The 16,281-nt window shown below is 64.8% G+C and carries 18 protein-coding genes and 1 pseudogene; 10 read left to right on the top strand and 9 right to left on the bottom strand.

Annotation, left to right across the window (positions count from 1 at the left end; all coding sequences use genetic code 11):
* Nucleotides 1-92: 92 nt before the first annotated feature.
* Both mazG and EYB42_RS04070 read right to left on the bottom strand, forming a co-directional pair.
* Nucleotides 93-896 carry a nucleoside triphosphate pyrophosphohydrolase gene (gene mazG, locus EYB42_RS04075; RefSeq protein ID WP_276605847.1) on the bottom strand — a complete coding sequence of 268 codons (804 nt, stop codon included), beginning with the start codon at nucleotides 894-896 and terminating at the stop codon, nucleotides 93-95.
* 116 nt (nucleotides 897-1,012) lie between these two features.
* Nucleotides 1,013-1,654 carry an outer membrane protein gene (locus tag EYB42_RS04070; RefSeq protein ID WP_135448503.1) on the bottom strand — a complete coding sequence of 214 codons (642 nt, stop codon included), beginning with the start codon at nucleotides 1,652-1,654 and terminating at the stop codon, nucleotides 1,013-1,015.
* 189 nt (nucleotides 1,655-1,843) lie between these two features.
* On the opposite strand from EYB42_RS04070, the gene EYB42_RS04065 reads away from it, so the two are divergent.
* The gene (locus tag EYB42_RS04065; RefSeq protein ID WP_135448502.1) at nucleotides 1,844-3,007 is read left to right on the top strand and encodes a M20 aminoacylase family protein; all 1,164 of its coding nucleotides are present in this window, start codon (nucleotides 1,844-1,846) and stop codon (nucleotides 3,005-3,007) included.
* On the opposite strand, the gene EYB42_RS04060 is transcribed toward EYB42_RS04065, so the two are convergent.
* A complete protein-coding gene (locus tag EYB42_RS04060) occupies nucleotides 2,992-3,381 on the bottom strand; it encodes a hypothetical protein (RefSeq protein ID WP_135448500.1) in 390 nt (129 codons plus the stop codon). The genes EYB42_RS04065 and EYB42_RS04060 overlap by 16 nt on opposite strands.
* Before the next feature lie 71 nt (nucleotides 3,382-3,452).
* Here EYB42_RS04060 and EYB42_RS04055 point away from each other — a divergent pair, with 71 nt between their 5' ends.
* The 8 genes from EYB42_RS04055 to EYB42_RS04025 all read left to right on the top strand — a co-directional run bounded on the left by EYB42_RS04055 (nucleotide 3,453) and on the right by EYB42_RS04025 (nucleotide 9,930).
* Entirely contained in the window at nucleotides 3,453-3,686 is a 234-nt protein-coding gene (locus tag EYB42_RS04055) for a hypothetical protein (RefSeq protein WP_135448498.1), read from the top strand.
* Entirely contained in the window at nucleotides 3,641-3,853 is a 213-nt protein-coding gene (locus tag EYB42_RS17805; RefSeq protein ID WP_394346483.1) for a DUF6636 domain-containing protein, read from the top strand. The genes EYB42_RS04055 and EYB42_RS17805 overlap by 46 nt, the downstream gene beginning before the upstream one ends.
* A gap of 229 nt (nucleotides 3,854-4,082) precedes the next feature.
* A complete protein-coding gene (locus EYB42_RS04050; protein ID WP_240783957.1) occupies nucleotides 4,083-5,486 on the top strand; it encodes an aminotransferase in 1,404 nt (467 codons plus the stop codon).
* A 101-nt stretch (nucleotides 5,487-5,587) separates the two neighbouring features.
* Complete coding sequence (gene speB, locus EYB42_RS04045; protein ID WP_135448496.1) at nucleotides 5,588-6,553, top strand: agmatinase; 966 nt, start codon at nucleotides 5,588-5,590, stop codon at nucleotides 6,551-6,553.
* Nucleotides 6,550-7,029 carry a DUF1499 domain-containing protein gene (locus EYB42_RS04040; protein WP_240783956.1) on the top strand — a complete coding sequence of 160 codons (480 nt, stop codon included), beginning with the start codon at nucleotides 6,550-6,552 and terminating at the stop codon, nucleotides 7,027-7,029. The genes speB and EYB42_RS04040 overlap by 4 nt, the downstream gene beginning before the upstream one ends.
* A 124-nt stretch (nucleotides 7,030-7,153) precedes the next feature.
* On the top strand, nucleotides 7,154-8,209 hold the full coding sequence (prfA, locus tag EYB42_RS04035; RefSeq protein WP_135448494.1) for a peptide chain release factor 1: 1,056 nt from the start codon (nucleotides 7,154-7,156) through the stop codon (nucleotides 8,207-8,209).
* Nucleotides 8,206-9,060 carry a peptide chain release factor N(5)-glutamine methyltransferase gene (gene prmC, locus EYB42_RS04030; RefSeq protein WP_135448492.1) on the top strand — a complete coding sequence of 285 codons (855 nt, stop codon included), beginning with the start codon at nucleotides 8,206-8,208 and terminating at the stop codon, nucleotides 9,058-9,060. The genes prfA and prmC overlap by 4 nt, the downstream gene beginning before the upstream one ends.
* 180 nt (nucleotides 9,061-9,240) lie before the next feature.
* Nucleotides 9,241-9,930 carry a DUF4167 domain-containing protein gene (locus EYB42_RS04025; protein ID WP_135448490.1) on the top strand — a complete coding sequence of 230 codons (690 nt, stop codon included), beginning with the start codon at nucleotides 9,241-9,243 and terminating at the stop codon, nucleotides 9,928-9,930.
* A 110-nt stretch (nucleotides 9,931-10,040) separates the two neighbouring features.
* Here the strand turns inward: EYB42_RS04025 and EYB42_RS04020 are convergent, their stop codons facing one another.
* From EYB42_RS04020 to EYB42_RS04000, 5 genes are read right to left on the bottom strand one after another with little or no spacing between them, the layout of a single operon-like run.
* Nucleotides 10,041-10,799 (bottom strand): SDR family NAD(P)-dependent oxidoreductase, encoded by a 759-nt coding sequence (locus tag EYB42_RS04020; RefSeq protein ID WP_135448488.1) that lies wholly within the window; start codon nucleotides 10,797-10,799, stop codon nucleotides 10,041-10,043.
* A gap of 17 nt (nucleotides 10,800-10,816) precedes the next feature.
* Entirely contained in the window at nucleotides 10,817-11,632 is an 816-nt protein-coding gene (locus EYB42_RS04015) for an ABC transporter permease (RefSeq protein ID WP_135448486.1), read from the bottom strand.
* 11 nt (nucleotides 11,633-11,643) lie between these two features.
* On the bottom strand, nucleotides 11,644-12,498 hold the full coding sequence (locus tag EYB42_RS04010; protein ID WP_135448484.1) for an ABC transporter permease: 855 nt from the start codon (nucleotides 12,496-12,498) through the stop codon (nucleotides 11,644-11,646).
* Between the two features lie 4 nt (nucleotides 12,499-12,502).
* A complete protein-coding gene (locus tag EYB42_RS04005; RefSeq protein ID WP_135448482.1) occupies nucleotides 12,503-13,663 on the bottom strand; it encodes an ABC transporter substrate-binding protein in 1,161 nt (386 codons plus the stop codon).
* Nucleotides 13,664-13,694: 31 nt separating this feature from the next.
* Nucleotides 13,695-14,816, bottom strand: coding sequence for an ABC transporter ATP-binding protein (locus EYB42_RS04000; protein ID WP_135448480.1), 1,122 nt, complete (start codon nucleotides 14,814-14,816; stop codon nucleotides 13,695-13,697).
* A 99-nt stretch (nucleotides 14,817-14,915) separates the two neighbouring features.
* On the opposite strand from EYB42_RS04000, the gene EYB42_RS03995 reads away from it, so the two are divergent.
* On the top strand, nucleotides 14,916-15,707 hold the full coding sequence (locus EYB42_RS03995) for a helix-turn-helix transcriptional regulator (RefSeq protein ID WP_135448478.1): 792 nt from the start codon (nucleotides 14,916-14,918) through the stop codon (nucleotides 15,705-15,707).
* A gap of 61 nt (nucleotides 15,708-15,768) precedes the next feature.
* On the opposite strand, the pseudogene EYB42_RS03990 reads toward EYB42_RS03995, so the two are convergent.
* Nucleotides 15,769-16,164, bottom strand: a pseudogene (locus EYB42_RS03990) (IS5 family transposase); the annotation flags it as partial.
* Nucleotides 16,165-16,281: the final 117 nt, after the last annotated feature.

The raw sequence follows: 16,281 nt of genomic DNA, 5'->3' as shown, positions 1-16,281 counted from the left end.
GTCGGGTTTATGCGGCGGTTAAATCCGACTGTTTTACTTGGGTCAAGAGGCCGAGTGATTTTGTCGGCATTTTTCCGCAATGGCCAGCGGCATCAGCCCTGCCGCTTGTTCTCGGCCTTGGCACGGTTCCATAGCGCGTCCATCTCCTCCAGCGTGCTGTCGGCAGGGCGGCGTCCAGATTCAGCCAGCCAGTCCTCGATCCGGGCGAAGCGGCGGGTGAACTTGGCATTGGCAGCGCGCAGCGCGGCCTCGGGGTCCACCTTCAGGTGGCGGGCCAGGTTGGCCATGACGAACAGAAGGTCGCCGATCTCCTCGGTCAGGGCCTCGTGGGAAAGGCTGTCTCGGGCTTCGACCACCTCGCGCGCCTCTTCGATCAGCTTGTCCAGCACTTCGGCAGTCGAAGGCCAGTCGAAGCCGACGCGGGCGGCGCGGTTCTGCAATTTCAACGCGCGGGTGAGGGCGGGCAGGGCGAGCGCCACGCCATCCAGCGTGCGGGCGGCCCCGCGTTCGCGGGCCTTCTGCGCCTCCCAGTCGCGGGTCTGCTGTTCGGCGGTCTTGTCGCGGCTTTCGGAGCCGAAGACATGCGGGTGGCGGGCGATCATCTTGTCGGAGATCGCGGCCACCACATCGGCGAAGGTGAAATGTCCGGCCTCGGCGGCCATCTGCGCGTGATAGACCACCTGTAACAGGAGATCGCCCAGTTCACCCTTCAGTTCGCCCCAGGCCTGCCGCTCGATCGCATCGGCCACCTCGTGCGCCTCTTCCAGCGTGTAGGGGGCGATGGTGGCGAAGCTTTGTTCGATGTCCCAGGGGCAGCCTGTCTGCGGGTCGCGCAAGCGCGCCATGATGGCCAGAAGGCGGTCGATGCCGGAGGGGGGGAGAGTTTCGGTGGTCAAGGGATGCCTGCTGTTTCGTCCGGGCGCAGTCTAGGGATTTCGCGCAAGCTGTCACGCTTCGCCTGCGGCCGGAATCCAACGGCGGGGGGTCCCCCTGATGCAAGGGTCAGCGCCAGTCAGAAGCGCAGCCCGACGCGCAGCGAGAGCGTGTCAAGATCGACGTCAACCGCCCGGTCCGGCGATGTGAGGTCGGTGCCCGCGTTTCGCATCAGATATTCGAGGCCGATCGTCAGTCTGTCGGATGCCGCCAGGTCGATGCCGAGGCCATAGCTTGCCCCGCGAGCCGTGAATCCTTCGTCGCCCGGCGCAGTGAAATGGACCTGCGAATAGCCGAGCAGGCCATACACCAGAACCCGGTCGGACGAAAAACCCAGCCTGCCCTTCAGATCGATGGCACGATTGATTTTTGCGTCCGGCTCGATCGCAAAGCCGGTGTCCTTCAGGCTGGAAACTGACAGTTCAGCGCCGTAGACCAGCACACCCTGCTGGAAAAGATAGCCGGCATGCACTGAAGCCACTCTGCCGTCTGTCATTTTGGTGGTCGTGGATGGCAGCTCCGGCTGGATGGATTCACCCAAGGCATAGTCGGCCGAAGTCTTGCCGTAGCCCAGACCTGCATAGGCGCCCGACCAGTCAAGAGTTGTGGGTGGTGCGGACACAGTAGGTGGCGGCTCAGACGCGATCGTAACCGGACCACCTGCAAAGGCGGGTGCAGGTCCGGTAATGGCACAGAACAGGTAAGTCAGCAGAACGCGCATCCCGGAGACCCCTTCGTGCAAGGCGATGCTGCGAAGTCTACAGTCAGCGTGGCTCTACTGTAAACCGAAGTGTCGCAAGGCAGGGTGGATGCGGCGCTTATGCCTGCAGGACAGAGGTGCCGGCGTTTCGCCGATTGCGGGCCAAGCGGTTTTGCGATTTGATCAAACGGAACATCGAAGGAGTTATCAATGCCCGTCCTGAACCGCATCGCCTCTTATGCCGACGACATGAAAGCGTGGCGGCGCCATCTGCACAGGCATCCGGAACTTGCGTTCGATTGCCACGAGACGGCGGCCTTCATCGTGGAGCGTCTGCGCGAGATGGGGGTGGACGAGATCCATCAGGGCATTGCCAAGACCGGGATCGTTGCGCTGATCAGGGGGCGGGCGGACGGCCCGGTGATCGGCCTGCGCGCCGACATGGATGCGCTGCCGATCCAGGAGATGACCGGGGCGGAACATGCCAGCACCGTGCCGGGCAAGATGCATGCCTGCGGCCACGACGGACATGTGACGATGCTGCTGGGCGCGGCGAAGTATCTGGCCGAGACGCGGAATTTCGCGGGCACCGTTGCGCTGATCTTCCAGCCGGCCGAAGAAGACGGCGGCGGAGGCCAGGTGATGGTGCAGGAAGGGGTGATGGATCGGTTCGGCATCACGCAGGTCTATGGCATCCACAATGCGCCCAACGTGCCCTTCGGGCATTTCACCACCACGCCCGGGCCCTTGATGGCCAGCGTGGACACGGCCTTCGTCTACATCACAGGCAAGGGCGGGCATGGCGCCACGCCGCATGAATGCGTCGATCCGGTGGTGGCGGTCGTCGGCATGGTGCAGGCGGTGCAGACGATCATTCCACGCAATGTGCATGCCCTGGACGAGGCGGTGATCTCGGTCACGCAGATCCACACCGGGACGGCATCGAACATCATCCCGGAAGAGGCGATGTTCTGCGCCACGATCCGCTGCTTCAAGCCGGATGTGCGAGCGCTCTTGAAGAAGCGCTTCCACGAGATCGTAGAGGGCCACGCGGCGGCCTACGGCGTCAAGGCGCGGATCGACTACGACTGGGGCTATCCGGCGACGATCAACCACGAGGACCAGACCGAATTCGCCGCCGAGGTGGCGCGAGAGGTTGCCGGACCCGATGCCGTGGATGCGCGGGCCAACCGCGAGATGGGGTCGGAGGATTTCAGCTACATGCTGGAGGCGCGGCCGGGGGCCTATCTGTTCCTGGGCACCGGGCCCGGGGCGGGGCTGCACCATCCTGCCTATGACTTCAACGACGAGGTGGCGCCGGTCGGAGCGAGTTTCTTTGCCCGTCTGGTGGAGCGGGCTCAGCCCCTGCGCTGACGGTGCAGCGCCGGGATCAGGCCAAAGCCGATCTGACCGGCCAGGCCAAGCGCGCCGGGCGGGGTGGCGAGGTCGGACAGGAACCTGGCGGGCGTCTGGCCGAAGGCGAGGGCCAGGGAAAGTTCGGCCAGCATCAGCAGGACGAAGGCCAGCCCGCCCAGGGCCAGCCGCTCACGCAGCGCCATCGGCCAGCGCCTCAGCACACGTCCGGCGACCAGCCATGACAGGGCTAGGACCAGTGGCACTTCCAGCGCCACGGCAAGAAGCGGCCCGGTCTGGGGGGCAACCAGCGTGACACGCAGCGCGCCGAGGACGAAAGCCACGGCGAAGACCGCGGCAAAGTAGCTGACAGCGGCTGCGACGATACTTGGCATGGGACGTGCAGGCTGGCGGGATGCGGGTGGCAGCAGTAGGCTTGCGGTGCATTTCACAAATGCAGTTTCACATGAAATCCCTTGCCTGTCTTGTGCTTGTCGCCGGCCCGGCTGTGGCCGAGGAACATGTCGGCTTCCGGTCCCCCACCGGCAACATCCATTGCGCAATCCACGCCTGGGTCGGCGGGGCCGAGGCGCGCTGTGACCTGATGGAACTGACGCCATCCCACCGCAAGCGCCCGGCGGGCTGCGATCTGAGGTGGGGGATTTCTTCCATGTCGGGGCAAGGGGCGCGGCCGGCCTGACATGCCATGGTGACACGGTGATCGACCGGCACAATCCGGTGCTTGGCTACGGGGAGGCGGTATCTTTAGGCGGCATCTCCTGCGTCTCGGCCCGGACAGGAATGGCCTGCACCAATGCGGAAGGCCACGGCTTCAGCGTATCGCGAGGGCGGCAGAAGCTGTGCTGATCCGACTATACCAGGCGCAGGGCGCGGCATAGCCGCATGGAGGCGGCCAGGAGAACTTGCCCGAATCGGCGATCGGCCCAAGGCGACAGTGGCTGCATGGTCCTAATGGGGCCACATCAACCTTTGGACACCATATCTTGGCTCACCGCAACCTTTGGGGCCCGCTTGGGACTGGCCCGATTTTGATCAAAGTGCTATTATTCAAACGTGTAACAGCCGGGAGTGAACCATGACCGTCCTAGCCATGAACTCGCCTTCGCCGACCGATCTGTGGGAGATGGACCGGGCGCATGTGCTGCATCCCTGGACGAATTTCGGCCCATTCGAAAAGGAGGGTTCGCTGGTTCTGACGCGGGGCGAGGGCTGTTACCTGTGGGACGCCGAAGGGCGGCGCTATCTGGACGCGGTGGGGGGGCTGTGGTGCACCAACATCGGGCTGGGGCGGAAGGAGATGGCGCAGGCCATCGCCGAGCAGGCCGAGCGGCTGGCCTTCACCAACACCTTCGTCGATGTGACGAACGACCCTTCGGCGCTCTTGGCCGCGAAGCTGGCGGAACTGGCGCCGGGCGACCTGAACCGGGTGATGTTCACTACCGGCGGCTCGACCGCGGTGGATACGGCGGTGCGGGCGGTGGCCTATTACCAGACCTGCATGGGCCGACCCGGCAAGACCGACATCGTCGCGCGGGACTACAGCTATCACGGATCAACCTACCTGGCGCAGTCGGTCGGCAAGCGGCCGGGCGACCGGGTGCCGCAGTTCCGCTACAAGGAGGACGGGATCCATCACCTGTCGGTCCCGAACCCCTATCGTCGCCCCGAGGGCATGACAGAGGCGGAGTTCTGCGACGCTCTGGTGGCCGAGTTCGAGGCGCTGATCGACCGGGTCGGGGCGGACCGGATCGGCGGCTTCATCGCCGAGCCCATTCAGGCGAGCGGTGGGGTGATCGTGCCGCCTGACGGCTATCTGAAGCGGATGTGGGAAATCTGCCGGCGCCATGACATCCTGTTCATCGCCGACGAGGTGGTGACGTCTTTCGGCCGCCTTGGCCACTGGTTCTCGTCCTGGGAGATGTTCGGCGTGCAGCCCGACATGATCTGCACCGCCAAGGGGCTGACTTCGGGCTATGTGCCCTTGGGCGCGCTGATCGTCAGCGACCGGATGTGGGACGCCATGGCGCAGGACGGCAGCCGCTGGTTCACCGCCGGCTTCACCTATTCCGGCCATCCGGTCGCCTGCGCCGCAGGGCTGAAGAACATCGAGATCATGGAGCGCGAGGGCCTTCTGGCGCAGGCGGACAAGGTCGGCCGCTATTTCGAGGACCGCATGGCGCCCCTGGCCGACCTGCCGCTGATCGGCGACGTGCGCGGGCGGAGGCTCATGCTCTGCGTGGAAAGCGTGGCCGACAAGGCGACCAAGGTGGTGCTGCCGGAGGCCGCGAACGAATCCAAGCGCATCTCGAACGCGGCCGAGGCGATGGGCCTTCTGGTCCGCCCGATGGGGCATCTGAACGTGATGTCGCCGCCCCTGGTTATCACCGAGGCCCAGATCGACTTCGTGGCCGAGACACTGGAACGTGCCATCCGCCAGGTGACGGACGAACTGGTGCGCGAGGGCTTCCGGCTGGGGTGATTTGATCAAAGGCTTGACAACCGGGCGGGGCAGAGGTTTCCTGCCCTTCCCGGATCCGCGCGTCTCCGCTGAACGACTGCGCTGCAAGACCCGAGACCATCATGGCCCTTGAAGACGCCAAGACGCAGGTCGATACTGCGTTCACCCGCCCCACGCAGCGGGGTTATGCCTTTGAAAACGCCTTCGGCGGCGCGACATCCTTCCTGCGCCGGACATACACGAAGGACCTGACCGGGGTCGATCTGGCGATCACCGGCGTGCCCTTCGACCAGGCGGTGACACATCGCGCCGGCACCCGCTTTGGCCCCCGGGCGATCCGCGAGGCATCGTCGCTGCAACCCTACGATCCGCCCTATGGCTGGCCGACGAACCCGCTGGAAGAGATGAACATCATCGACTACGGCGATCTGGCCTTCGACTATGCAAAGGTCGCCGATTTCCCTGACCGACTGACTGACCACATCCGCACCATCCTGAAGGCAGGGGCGGGCACGGTCACGCTGGGGGGCGACCACTACATCACCTATCCGATCCTGAAGGCCTATGCCGAAAGGTTCGGCCCCCTTGGCGTGATTCACTTCGACGCCCATTCAGACCTGTGGCCCGACGATGACCTCACCCGGATCGACCACGGGACGATGCTGTACAAGGCGGTCAAGACCGGGCTGGTCGATCCCAAACGGTCGGTGCAGATCGGCATCCGCACCACGACCGAAGATTACTTGGGCCTGCACGTCATCGACGCGCGCGAGGTGCACGAAAAGGGTGTGGCCCATGCCGTTGCGCTGGCACGGGACATCGTGGACGAAAGGCCGGTCTATCTGACCTTCGACATCGACTGCCTTGACCCCTCGGTTGCACCGGGCACGGGCACGCCGGTCTGGGGCGGTCTGCACAGCTGGCAGGCGGCGGCGATGCTGCGCGACCTTGCCGGGATCAACCTGGTCGGTGGCGATGTGGTCGAGGTTTCGCCACCCTATGACACGACCGGGGCGACTGCCATCGCGGGGGCGCATGTGGCCTACGAGCTGATCTGCCTTTATCACTGGGCACGGACGCAAAGATGAAAGGGTGGGGCATGGCGGTTCCGTGGCTGGTCCTGGCGACGCTGGTCGCTGGGGGGGCCTACGTCCGTCTTGCCCCGTCGGACCCCTCAGTCTGGCACATCGACCCGTCGATGGCCTTGCCCGCCGGGGGGCTGCCGGTCACGCGCCCAGGTCAGGCGCCGCAGATTGCCACGACGCAGAACACGGCCGTCGTGCGAGTCGAGATGCCGGGATCAGCGCCCGAGGTTCTGGCGCGCCTGGACGCAATAGCGCTGGCCACGCCGCGCACCACCCGGCTTGCCGGTAGCCCGGAACAAGGGCGGATCACGTGGATCACCCGCTCTGCACTTTGGGGCTTTCCCGACTACACCACAGCGCAGGCGGCGACCCCGCAGGAGGGTAGCACCGAAGTAACCCTGTTAGCCCGCTCGCGCTTTGGAAAGAGCGACCTGGGGGTTAATGCGGCGCGGTTGCGTGAATGGCTGTCGCGCCTTTGATCTGATTTCCAGAGCGAACATCCTGTCGGGCGGTCAAGTGGTTCGGGCAGAACCGGACGTCTGGCGTGCAACCCCGCAGGTCTGCCCCCTTGACCGCCCCCCGCTTCCGCGCCAAACCGCGCCCATGGTTCCCTTGGACAAACTTGCCCAGATCGTCGAGCGTTTCGAGTTTCTCGAGGCGCAACTGAACGCAGGCGCCGCCCCGGCCGAGATCGCCCGGATCAGCCGTGAATACACCGAGCTGAAGCCCGTGGTCGAACAGATTCGGGCCTATCGCCAGGCGCTGGCCGATCTGGCTGAGGCCGAAGCGATGCTTGCCGACCCGGAGATGAAGGCCCTTGCGGAAGAGGAACTTCCGCGCCTCCGGTCGCGCCTGCCCGAGATGGAGCAGGCGCTGCGGCTGGCGCTTCTGCCGAAGGATGCCGCCGATGCCCGCCCCGCTATCCTGGAAATCCGCCCGGGCACCGGGGGCGAGGAGGCGGCGCTGTTCGCGGCCGACCTTGCGCGGATGTATCAGCGCTATGCCGAACGCATGGGCTGGCGCTGGGAGGTGCTGGAGCAACAGACATCCGATCTGGGTGGGTTGAAGGAACTGGTCGCGCTGGTCTCGGGCGACGGGGTCTATGCCCGGCTGAAATATGAAAGCGGCGTCCACCGGGTGCAGCGGGTGCCGGAAACCGAGGCGGGCGGGCGTATCCATACCTCGGCCGCCACCGTGGCGGTGCTGCCCGAGGCCGAAGAGGTGGATATCGACATTCCGGCCTCGGACATCCGCATCGACACCATGCGGTCCAGCGGCGCGGGCGGTCAGCACGTCAACACCACCGATTCGGCTGTCAGAATCACCCACATTCCCACCGGAATTGTGGTGACCTCGTCCGAGAAATCGCAGCACCGGAACCGCGAGATCGCCATGCAGGTGTTGCGGTCGCGGCTTTACGAAGCGGAACGGGAACGGCTGCATGCCGAACGCTCGGCCGACCGGAAAAGCCAGGTGGGAACCGGCGACCGCAGCGAGCGGATCCGCACCTACAACTTCCCGCAAGGCCGGATGACCGACCACAGGATCAACCTGACGCTTTATGCCCTGCCGCAGATCATGGGCGGGGATCTGGGCGAGGTGATTGACGCGCTGGTGGCCCATGATCAGGCCGAACGGTTGGCGGAGATGGAGGCGTGACAGCGGCCGAGGCGTTGCGCTCGGCCGTGCCCCGGCTGGCCGCAGCGGGGGTAGAGGACGCGGGCCGCGATGCACGGTTGTTGCTGGCCCATGCGCTGGCCGTGTCGCCCGACCGCCTGACCCTGCACCTGCCCGACGAGATGACCGCGCCGCAAGCGCGGGCATACGAGGAGGCACTGCTTGCGCGCATCGCTCGCCAGCCGGTTGCGCAGATCACCGGGCGCAGGCTGTTCTGGGGCCTGCCGTTCCGCGTCACCCGTGACACTCTGGACCCCCGCCCCGAGACCGAGGTGCTGGTCGCCGAGGCGTTGTCCCGCCCCTTTCGCAGAATTCTCGACCTTGGCACCGGGACCGGCTGCATCCTTCTGTCTTGCCTCAGCGAAACCCCCGATGCCCAGGGATTGGGTGTCGATGTTTCCGAGGCTGCGCTTGCGGTTGCGATGGAAAATTCACGCAACCTTGGCCTGTCCGACCGGGCGCGGTTCCTGCGGTCGGACTGGTTTTCCGCCGTTGATGGGGTCTTCGACCTGATCGTGGCCAACCCGCCCTACGTCGCCCAGGCCGAGATGGAGGGGCTTTCCCCCGAGGTGCGCGACTGGGAGCCGCATCTCGCGCTGACCCCCGGTGGCGATGGACTGGATGCCTACCGCACCATCGCAGGCGGCGCGGTGGCAAGACTCATGGCGGGCGGGCGTATTCTGGTCGAGATCGGGCCGACACAGGGGCAGGCGGTGGCCGCACTGTTCCGCGAGGCTGGGCTTACGGATGTGCGAATCCTGACTGACCTCGACGGACGCGACCGCGTGGTGGCGGCAGAAAAGCCCGTTGGCAACCGTTGCATCGCTGCCTGAGCGCCGCCGAATTCGCAAGGCGGTTGAATTTATCGCTTGTCAGCCGCCGTGGCCTGTGATTACTGGACCCAAGCTTCGGGCGGGGTCGAACCTGCCCCAGCCCAATGCCGGCCTTGCTGACTTCATTCAGGCTGCCCGTGGCGGGCAGCGGTCGCGGGCCAAAGCCATCAAAAGGACAAGATGCGCTCTTCCAAGAAACGCTCGCGTTCCAACCAGAACCGCCCGCGCAGCCTCGGCAACATTGTCAACCGCGTCTTCGATTCCTCGGGTCCTGAGGGCAAGGTGCGCGGCACGCCGCAGCAGATCATCGAAAAATACCAGATGCTCGCCCGCGATGCGCAGCTGTCGAACGACCGGGTTTCGGCCGAGAATTTCCTGCAGCATGCCGAACATTACACGCGCATGCTGGCCGAGGCGATGCGCGAGATGGCGGCCGAGCAAGAGGCGCGCCAGCAGCAGGCCCAAAGCAACGGCGGGCAGCATGGCGGCCAGAACGGGGGGCACGGCTTCCGCGCCGACCGTCAGGGCGACGGTCGTGATCGGGGCGATCGCTGCGAAAGGCGTCAGGATTTTGCCCGCGAGTTTCGCGATGATCGCGATTCCGGCGGTGCAGACCAGCCGCGCGTGGTGGATGTGATCGACCTTGGCAGCGACGAAGGCAGCAGCCTGATCGAAACGCCCGAGTCTGCACCGCGCCCCCGTGCCGAACCTGCCGAGCCCGTGGCCGAGGCGCGGGCCGAGTCCGCTGTTGCCGAAACGCGCGAGGAGCGCAGCCAGAACCGCCGCCCGCGGGGACCGCGCAAGCCCAAGTCGGAAGGCAAGTCCGAAAGCAAGTCGGACGGCGAGCCGCCTAAAGAAGCGGCCGAATAGCCCAAACAGCCGGCACAGGAATGACAAGGCCCCGAAGTCGGGGCCTTTCGTCTGTCTGTCGGGTCTGGTTGAGACCGCGCCTGGCGTCCATCTTATGCCCTTCCGTCCGCCTAAAGGCATTCCGCGCCGTCGATGACCAGGGCATGGCCGGTCATGAAGGCCGACTGGTCCGAGGCAAGAAAGACGATCCCGTGGGCGATTTCTTCCGGCGTGCCCCAGCGACCCATCGGGATGGCTTGGGCGACGTAATCCTCCAGCGCGCGGCGGCCGCCCATCTGGCGTTCGAAACCGTCGTTGAACGGGGTGTCAACGAAGCCGGGACACAGCGCATTGCAGCGAACATTGTGGCGTGCGTAGTCCACCGCCATCTGCCGCGTCATGGCAATCACAGCATGCTTTGTCGTCGCATAGGCGATCATCCCGCGGTCATACTGCACGCCCGAGTTCGACGACGTGATGATGATAGAGCCCTTGCCCTGCGCCTTCATCACCGGCATGGCCGCCCGTGCCGCCACGAAATGTGATCGCACGTTCAGCCGCCAGGAGGCATCCATCTGCTCGGGCGTCACCTCTTCCAGCCGTCCCGGAATCTGGATGCCGGCATGCGAATGCAGGATGTCCAGCCGCCCGTGCCGGGCTGCCGTGCCAGCAATCTCTGCCGAAAGCATGTCGTCGTCGTTGACATCCAGCGCCAGCGCCTCGGCCCGGCCGCCGCTTTGCGCGATCTCTTCGGCGACGACGCGCGCCCGGTCGCCGTCTCGGTCGGTCACAATGACAAGCGCACCCTCGGCGGCCATGGCAAGGGCCCCGGCCCGGCCGATGCCGGAACCGCCCCCAGTCACGAAGGCCACGCGATCCTGAAGAAGCATCCGGGAACTCCCTGGCATCATGCCGCCTTGCGTCCGCGTTGCAGGATGGCCTGCGCTGCGATCAGCATGACCAGCGAGACGGCAAGCACCATCGTGCCGATCGCGTTGATTTCCGGCGTGACGCCGCGGCGGATCGAGGAAAAGACATAGACCGGCAGCGTGGTCTGCGACCCGGCCACGAAGAAAGCGATGATGAAGTCATCGAAGCTGAAGGTGAAGGCAAGAAGGAACCCCGCAAGGATGCCGGGGAAGATCTGCGGCAGTGTCACCTGGCGGAAGGTGCCCCACGGCGTAGCGCCAAGGTCGGCCGAAGCCTCGATCAGGCTGCGGTCCATGCCGGCCATCCGGGCCCGCACGATGATGATGACCAGCGCCATGGTGAACAGCCCGTGCGCCGCGATCAGCGAGCCATAGCCCAGCGACAGCTGCGGTGCCTTCCCGGCCAAGGGCCACAGCGCCTCGATCAGAGGGTTCAGCCAGCCGAAAAGCGTGACCAACGCAATCAGCGTGGCGATGCCGATCACGATCCCCGGCACCATGACCGCGATGTAGATCAGCGCGTCAAAGGCCATGCGCACCCGCCCCCTGACCGATTGCAGGGCTAGGGCTGCCATGGTTCCGAAGAGGGTTGCCAGCAGCGCCGAAGCAAGGGCCACGGTCAGGCTGGTCTGCAGCGCGTCCATCACGAAGGGGTTGGACAGCGCCTTGCCGTACCACTGGGTCGAAAAGCCCTGGAACTGTGCCGCGTGGCGTCCGGCATTGAAGCTGAACAGTGCGATCACCCCGATCGGGATGTAGAGGAACAGATAGACGGCAAGGGCGTAAAGTCTCATACCGCAGGCCCCTACATCAAGGACACGTCGTCGCGCCCGCCGGCCCAGCGGCGAGTGAAACGCATGTAGGCAAGAACCGTGATCAGCATCACAAGCACAAGCGCCACGGCGACAGCAGACCCGAAGGGCCAGTTGCGCGACTGCAGGAACAGGTCCACCAGCGCATTGCCGATGAAGAACACCTTGCCCCCGCCCAGCATCGCCGGGATCAGGAATTCACCCATCAGCAGGATGAAGACCAGCATGCAGCCAGTGGCCACGCCAGGCATGGACAGTGGCAGAGTGACCTGCAGAAAGCTGCGCCACGGTGGGCTGCCAAGGTCGGACGAGGCCTCCAGCAGGCGTTTGTCCAGGCGTTCCAGGGCGACGTAGATCGGAAAGACCATCAGCGGCAGGTAGCCGTAGACGATCCCCACCAGCACCGCGAAGGGCGTGTTGATCAGCCGGGGATTGCCAAGCCCGAGGGCGTTCAGAAGCGCCGGGATGCCCTGGCCACCCAGAAGATAGATCCAGGCATAGCTGCGGATCAGAATCGAGGTCCAGAACGGCACGATCACCAGGATCAGCAGGACCGTCCTCCACCGCGGCGAGGTCTTCAGCGCAAGGAAATAGGCCAGGGGATAGGCGATCAGCAGGCAGATCAGCGTGCCGAGGGGCGCCAGGATGAGCGTGTTCTTGAAGGCGGCCCAGCGGCTGCCGAGGTTCAGGAAATTGTCGAAGGTGAAGGCGGGCGCATAACCGCCCGCCGCCCCCCGTTCGCCGAAGGAATAGACAAATACGACGATCAGCGGCAGGACCAGCATGCACAGGAACCATGCCCCGGCGGGGGCAAGGAAAAGCCATGTGCGAAGGGCCTGCCGCTGCATGGTCTTACGCGGACTTGAAGCGCGCCATCAGCTCGGCGCGGTTGGGGTCTGTCAGCGTGACGGCCGCGCCGAATTCCAGCGCGTCCAGCAGTTCCTGCGCCGGATACATGATCGGGTCGTTCAGCATCTCGGGCGGCAGGATGGCGTTCACGCGGGCATCCGCCACCGGATAGCCGTGGAACATCACCTCTTTCGCGTTCACCTCGGGCGTGAGCAGGTAATTGATCAGCGCATAGGCCGCATCGCGGTGCGGGGCACCCTTCGGAATGGCGAAGAAGTCGGACCACAGTTCGCCGCCTTCCTTCCCAAGCACATAGTCGATCTCCGGCATGTCGCGGTGCAGCTGCAACCCGTCGCCTGTCCAGGCGATCGACATCCAGGCATCGCCCGACCTCATCGAGGGCTGATAGTCCGAGTTGATGCCGAAGAGGTGGGGCTTGACCTCAAGGAGCAGCCTTTCGGCATCGGCCAGCTCCTTCGGATCGATCGAGTTGAAGGAATAGCCGAAATATTTCAGCGCATTGCCGATGGTGGTCAGCTGATAGTCATGCACCATCGTCCGGCCCGAGAATTCGGCCTTTGTCATGTCCCAGAATTCCTTCCAGGTCGTCGGCTTGGGCAGGTCGCCCAGCATGCTGGTGTTGACCACGAATCCGGTGGTGCCCCAGTTGCGCGGCACGGCATAGACCACGCCGTTCACGGTGCCTGCTTCCGCAAAGCGGGCGTCAAAGCTGGCGGGGTCGTAATTCGGCAGCTTGGACAGGTCGAGGGGTTCGATCAGGTCTTCCTCGACATAGGTCGAGATCGTGTAGTTGGTGGGCACGAACACATCCCAGCCCGAACCGCCAGCCTGAAGCTTGGCCAGCATCTCCTCGTTCGAGCCGAAGACGTTCAGATCGACAGCCGCGCCGGTTTCGGCGGTGAAGGCCTCGAAATTGGCAGGATCGTGATAGTTGGGCCAGCTGGCTACCACCACGCGGTCGCCGATCGAGCCCTGGGCCCGGGCGGCCGAGCGCAGGCCCGGCATCGCGGCACCCAGCACGCTGGTCGCCACCCCCAGACCGGTCACGCCCAGGAAGTGCCGCCGCGTGACCGAGCCCTTCTTGTAGCGATAGAGCTCGGCCATGAATTTCTCGCGCGAGATGAAGTCATTCCGGTCTGTCATCGTCATTCTCCCAGTTGGTTCCTGTTGTCCTTCAGTCATCCTCGAGGATCAGCGCCGCCCCTTCGGACCATGATGCAAAGGCCTGATCGCCCGGTTCGAACCCGCCTTCGCTGGCTTCTGCCTGGCGTGACACGAGCACGAGGAATTCGCCCAGATCGCCATTTCGGACGAGATACTCGGTATGTTCGCCCAGGAAGATGCGGTTGACCACCGTGACCGGAAGGGCGTGGCCGGCGGGTTTGCGGGTAAGGGCAATCTGCTCGGGCCGCAGGCTCGCGCTGGCACGCTGGCCTGCGGCAATCCCGACCGGGGCAAGTCCCGCGATCACGTGTCCCCCCGCAGCGGCAAGTTCCGTCCGGCCGGCAGAGACTGCCGTGACGGTGCCGGGAAAGAAGTTGGACTTTCCCACGAAATCCGCCACATAGCGGCTGGCGGGCCGGTCGTACAATTCGCGCGGGCTGCCCACCTGCACGATCCGCCCGCTGCGCATGATGCAGATCCGGTCGGACATCGAGAGTGCCTCCTCCTGGTCGTGGGTGACAAGGATGAAGGTAATGCCAAGCTGGCGCTGCAGGGTCTGAAGCTCGATCTGCATGTCGCGGCGCAGCTTCTTGTCCAGCGCGGCCATCGGTTCGTCCAGCAGCAGAAGCTTGGGCTGGTTGACAATGGCGCGGGCCAGCGCCACGCGCTGCTGCTGGCCGCCCGACATTTCCCATATGCGGCGCGGTCCGAAGCCGGGCAGGCGCACCGTTTCCAGCGCCCGTTCGACGGCGCGGGAGATTTCGTCCTCGGGCGGGCGGGGGCGGCGCTGGCGCAAGCCATAGGCGATGTTCTGCGCCACGGTCAGATGCGGGAACAGCGCATAGTGCTGAAAGACCATGTTCACCGGCCGCTGGTGCGGCGGCACGTCATTGACGCGCTGCCCGTCCAGCAGGATGTCACCCGAGGTCGGGCTTTCGAACCCCGCCAGCATCCGCAGCGCCGTCGTCTTGCCGCAGCCCGACGGGCCCAGGAACGACAGGAACTCGCCCCGGCGGATCGCCAGGTTCAGGCCCTCGGCCGCGACGACGGCGCCGTAGTGCTTGCTTGCATCGCGAAGCTCGGCGATCGGGGCGTCCCTCTCCTCCGAGGCAGGTTTCAGTTTGCTTTCCATCACGCCGAGTATATGCCTTTAGATGTGGTTCAGCGTAGAAACGATGCCGAAGGATGTATATACCACAAATGGCATATCGGAATGCTGAGGGGGCGCGAAATGGATAGGGCGAGTCTGCTGTCACGAACCGGCGCAATGATCGCGGCGATCGGCGGGGACCGCTTCGCCCCCGCTCTTACCGGCCTATTGCAGGCCATGGCGCCCTATACCTATACGGTGGTCTTCGGCTACCGGGGGCAGGACCGGCCGCTTGATCTGTATGACGATTTTCCGGCCACCAAGCGACAGGTGTTCGTGACCGACTATCAGGAAGGTCCCTATCTGCTGGACCCCTTCTACCTTGCCGCGACGCGGCCTGTAGAGGCGGGCTTGTACCGGATGCGCGATCTGGCGCCCGACCGCTTCTATCAGGGCGAATATTTCCGCAACTACTACATCCAGACGGGGCTGGCTGAGGAGATCGGCTATTTCATCGATATACCCGGGGGGGCCATGGTCGTGCTGTCGCTGATGCGCGATGAAAGGCCATTTACCTTGCGCGAGATGAAGGCACTGGAAGACGTGCGCCCGGTCGTCGAGGCCTCGATCCGGCGCCATTGGGCCGATCTGCCTGCGCGGTTCGGTGCTGTGTCGCAGGGAGCGGATGGCCCTGCCATGCGGACCGAGATCGAAAGGTCGTTCCAGAGTTTCGGCGACGGTGTCTTGACCGCGCGCGAGCGGGAAATAGTCGAGCACACGCTGAAGGGCCACTCGGCCGAAGCGGTCGGCCGGATCCTGGGCATTTCGCCGGGCACGGTCCGGATTCACCGCCGCAACATCTATGCGAAATTGCGCATCAGTTCGCAGGGAGAACTGTTCTCGCGCTTCATCCAGACGCTGGGGCGGATCTAGTTAAGCGTCCCAGTATACATGGCAACTGCATGACGTCCTAGGGTCAGGACTCGTTCTCCATTCATAGCCAGAACATGACGGTTGCGGCGAGTGCGACGGCTGAGAGGAAGACCTTTGGGCAGCGGTCATAGCGGGTGGCAACCCTGCGCCAGTCTTTCAGCCGACCGAACATGATCTCGATCCGGTTGCGTCGTTTGTAGCGTCGCTTGTCGTGATTGATGGGTTTGCCGCGCGACTTCCTGCCCGGGATGCAGGGCTTTATCCCCTTGTCTTTCAACGCATCTCTGAACCAGTCGGCGTCATAGCCCCGGTCGGCCAACAGCCATTCTGCCTTTGGCAAACTACCCAGCAGCGCCGCCGCACCTGTGTAGTCGCTGACCTGGCCTGCGGTCATGAAGAAGCGGATCGGACGACCTTCGGCGTCGGTGACGGCATGCAGCTTGGTGTTCATGCCGCCTTACCTCTTTTCAATGCGCCCATGTCGGTGGGAAGCTGCTTGGGCGCAGGCGATGCGGGTATGGCTGTCATGCTGGCTGTTCCCGATGGCTCGGAGGGCTGGGCCGCCCGCATCGCC

The sequence above is a fragment of the Tabrizicola caldifontis genome (assembly GCF_004762095.1).
GTDB lineage: Bacteria > Pseudomonadota > Alphaproteobacteria > Rhodobacterales > Rhodobacteraceae > Tabrizicola > Tabrizicola caldifontis.
Note: the sequence above shows the minus strand (reverse complement) of the source record. Positions and strands in the feature narration are given on the sequence as shown.

What these genes read in the sequence shown, in the direction of transcription:
- EYB42_RS04070 (WP_135448503.1), bottom strand. Translation starts at nt 1,654, where the DNA reads ATGCGCGTTCTGCTGACTTACCTGTTCTGTGCCATTACCGGACCTGCA.
- EYB42_RS04065 (WP_135448502.1), top strand. Translation starts at nt 1,844, where the DNA reads ATGCCCGTCCTGAACCGCATCGCCTCTTATGCCGACGACATGAAAGCG.
- EYB42_RS04060 (WP_135448500.1), bottom strand. Translation starts at nt 3,381, where the DNA reads ATGCCAAGTATCGTCGCAGCCGCTGTCAGCTACTTTGCCGCGGTCTTC.
- EYB42_RS04055 (WP_135448498.1), top strand. Translation starts at nt 3,453, where the DNA reads ATGAAATCCCTTGCCTGTCTTGTGCTTGTCGCCGGCCCGGCTGTGGCC.
- EYB42_RS04050 (WP_240783957.1), top strand. Translation starts at nt 4,083, where the DNA reads ATGACCGTCCTAGCCATGAACTCGCCTTCGCCGACCGATCTGTGGGAG.
- speB (WP_135448496.1), top strand. Translation starts at nt 5,588, where the DNA reads ATGGCCCTTGAAGACGCCAAGACGCAGGTCGATACTGCGTTCACCCGC.
- EYB42_RS04040 (WP_240783956.1), top strand. Translation starts at nt 6,550, where the DNA reads ATGAAAGGGTGGGGCATGGCGGTTCCGTGGCTGGTCCTGGCGACGCTG.
- prfA (WP_135448494.1), top strand. Translation starts at nt 7,154, where the DNA reads ATGGTTCCCTTGGACAAACTTGCCCAGATCGTCGAGCGTTTCGAGTTT.
- EYB42_RS04025 (WP_135448490.1), top strand. Translation starts at nt 9,241, where the DNA reads ATGCGCTCTTCCAAGAAACGCTCGCGTTCCAACCAGAACCGCCCGCGC.
- EYB42_RS04020 (WP_135448488.1), bottom strand. Translation starts at nt 10,799, where the DNA reads ATGCTTCTTCAGGATCGCGTGGCCTTCGTGACTGGGGGCGGTTCCGGC.
- EYB42_RS04015 (WP_135448486.1), bottom strand. Translation starts at nt 11,632, where the DNA reads ATGAGACTTTACGCCCTTGCCGTCTATCTGTTCCTCTACATCCCGATC.
- EYB42_RS04010 (WP_135448484.1), bottom strand. Translation starts at nt 12,498, where the DNA reads ATGCAGCGGCAGGCCCTTCGCACATGGCTTTTCCTTGCCCCCGCCGGG.
- EYB42_RS04005 (WP_135448482.1), bottom strand. Translation starts at nt 13,663, where the DNA reads ATGACAGACCGGAATGACTTCATCTCGCGCGAGAAATTCATGGCCGAG.
- EYB42_RS04000 (WP_135448480.1), bottom strand. Translation starts at nt 14,816, where the DNA reads ATGGAAAGCAAACTGAAACCTGCCTCGGAGGAGAGGGACGCCCCGATC.
- EYB42_RS03995 (WP_135448478.1), top strand. Translation starts at nt 14,916, where the DNA reads ATGGATAGGGCGAGTCTGCTGTCACGAACCGGCGCAATGATCGCGGCG.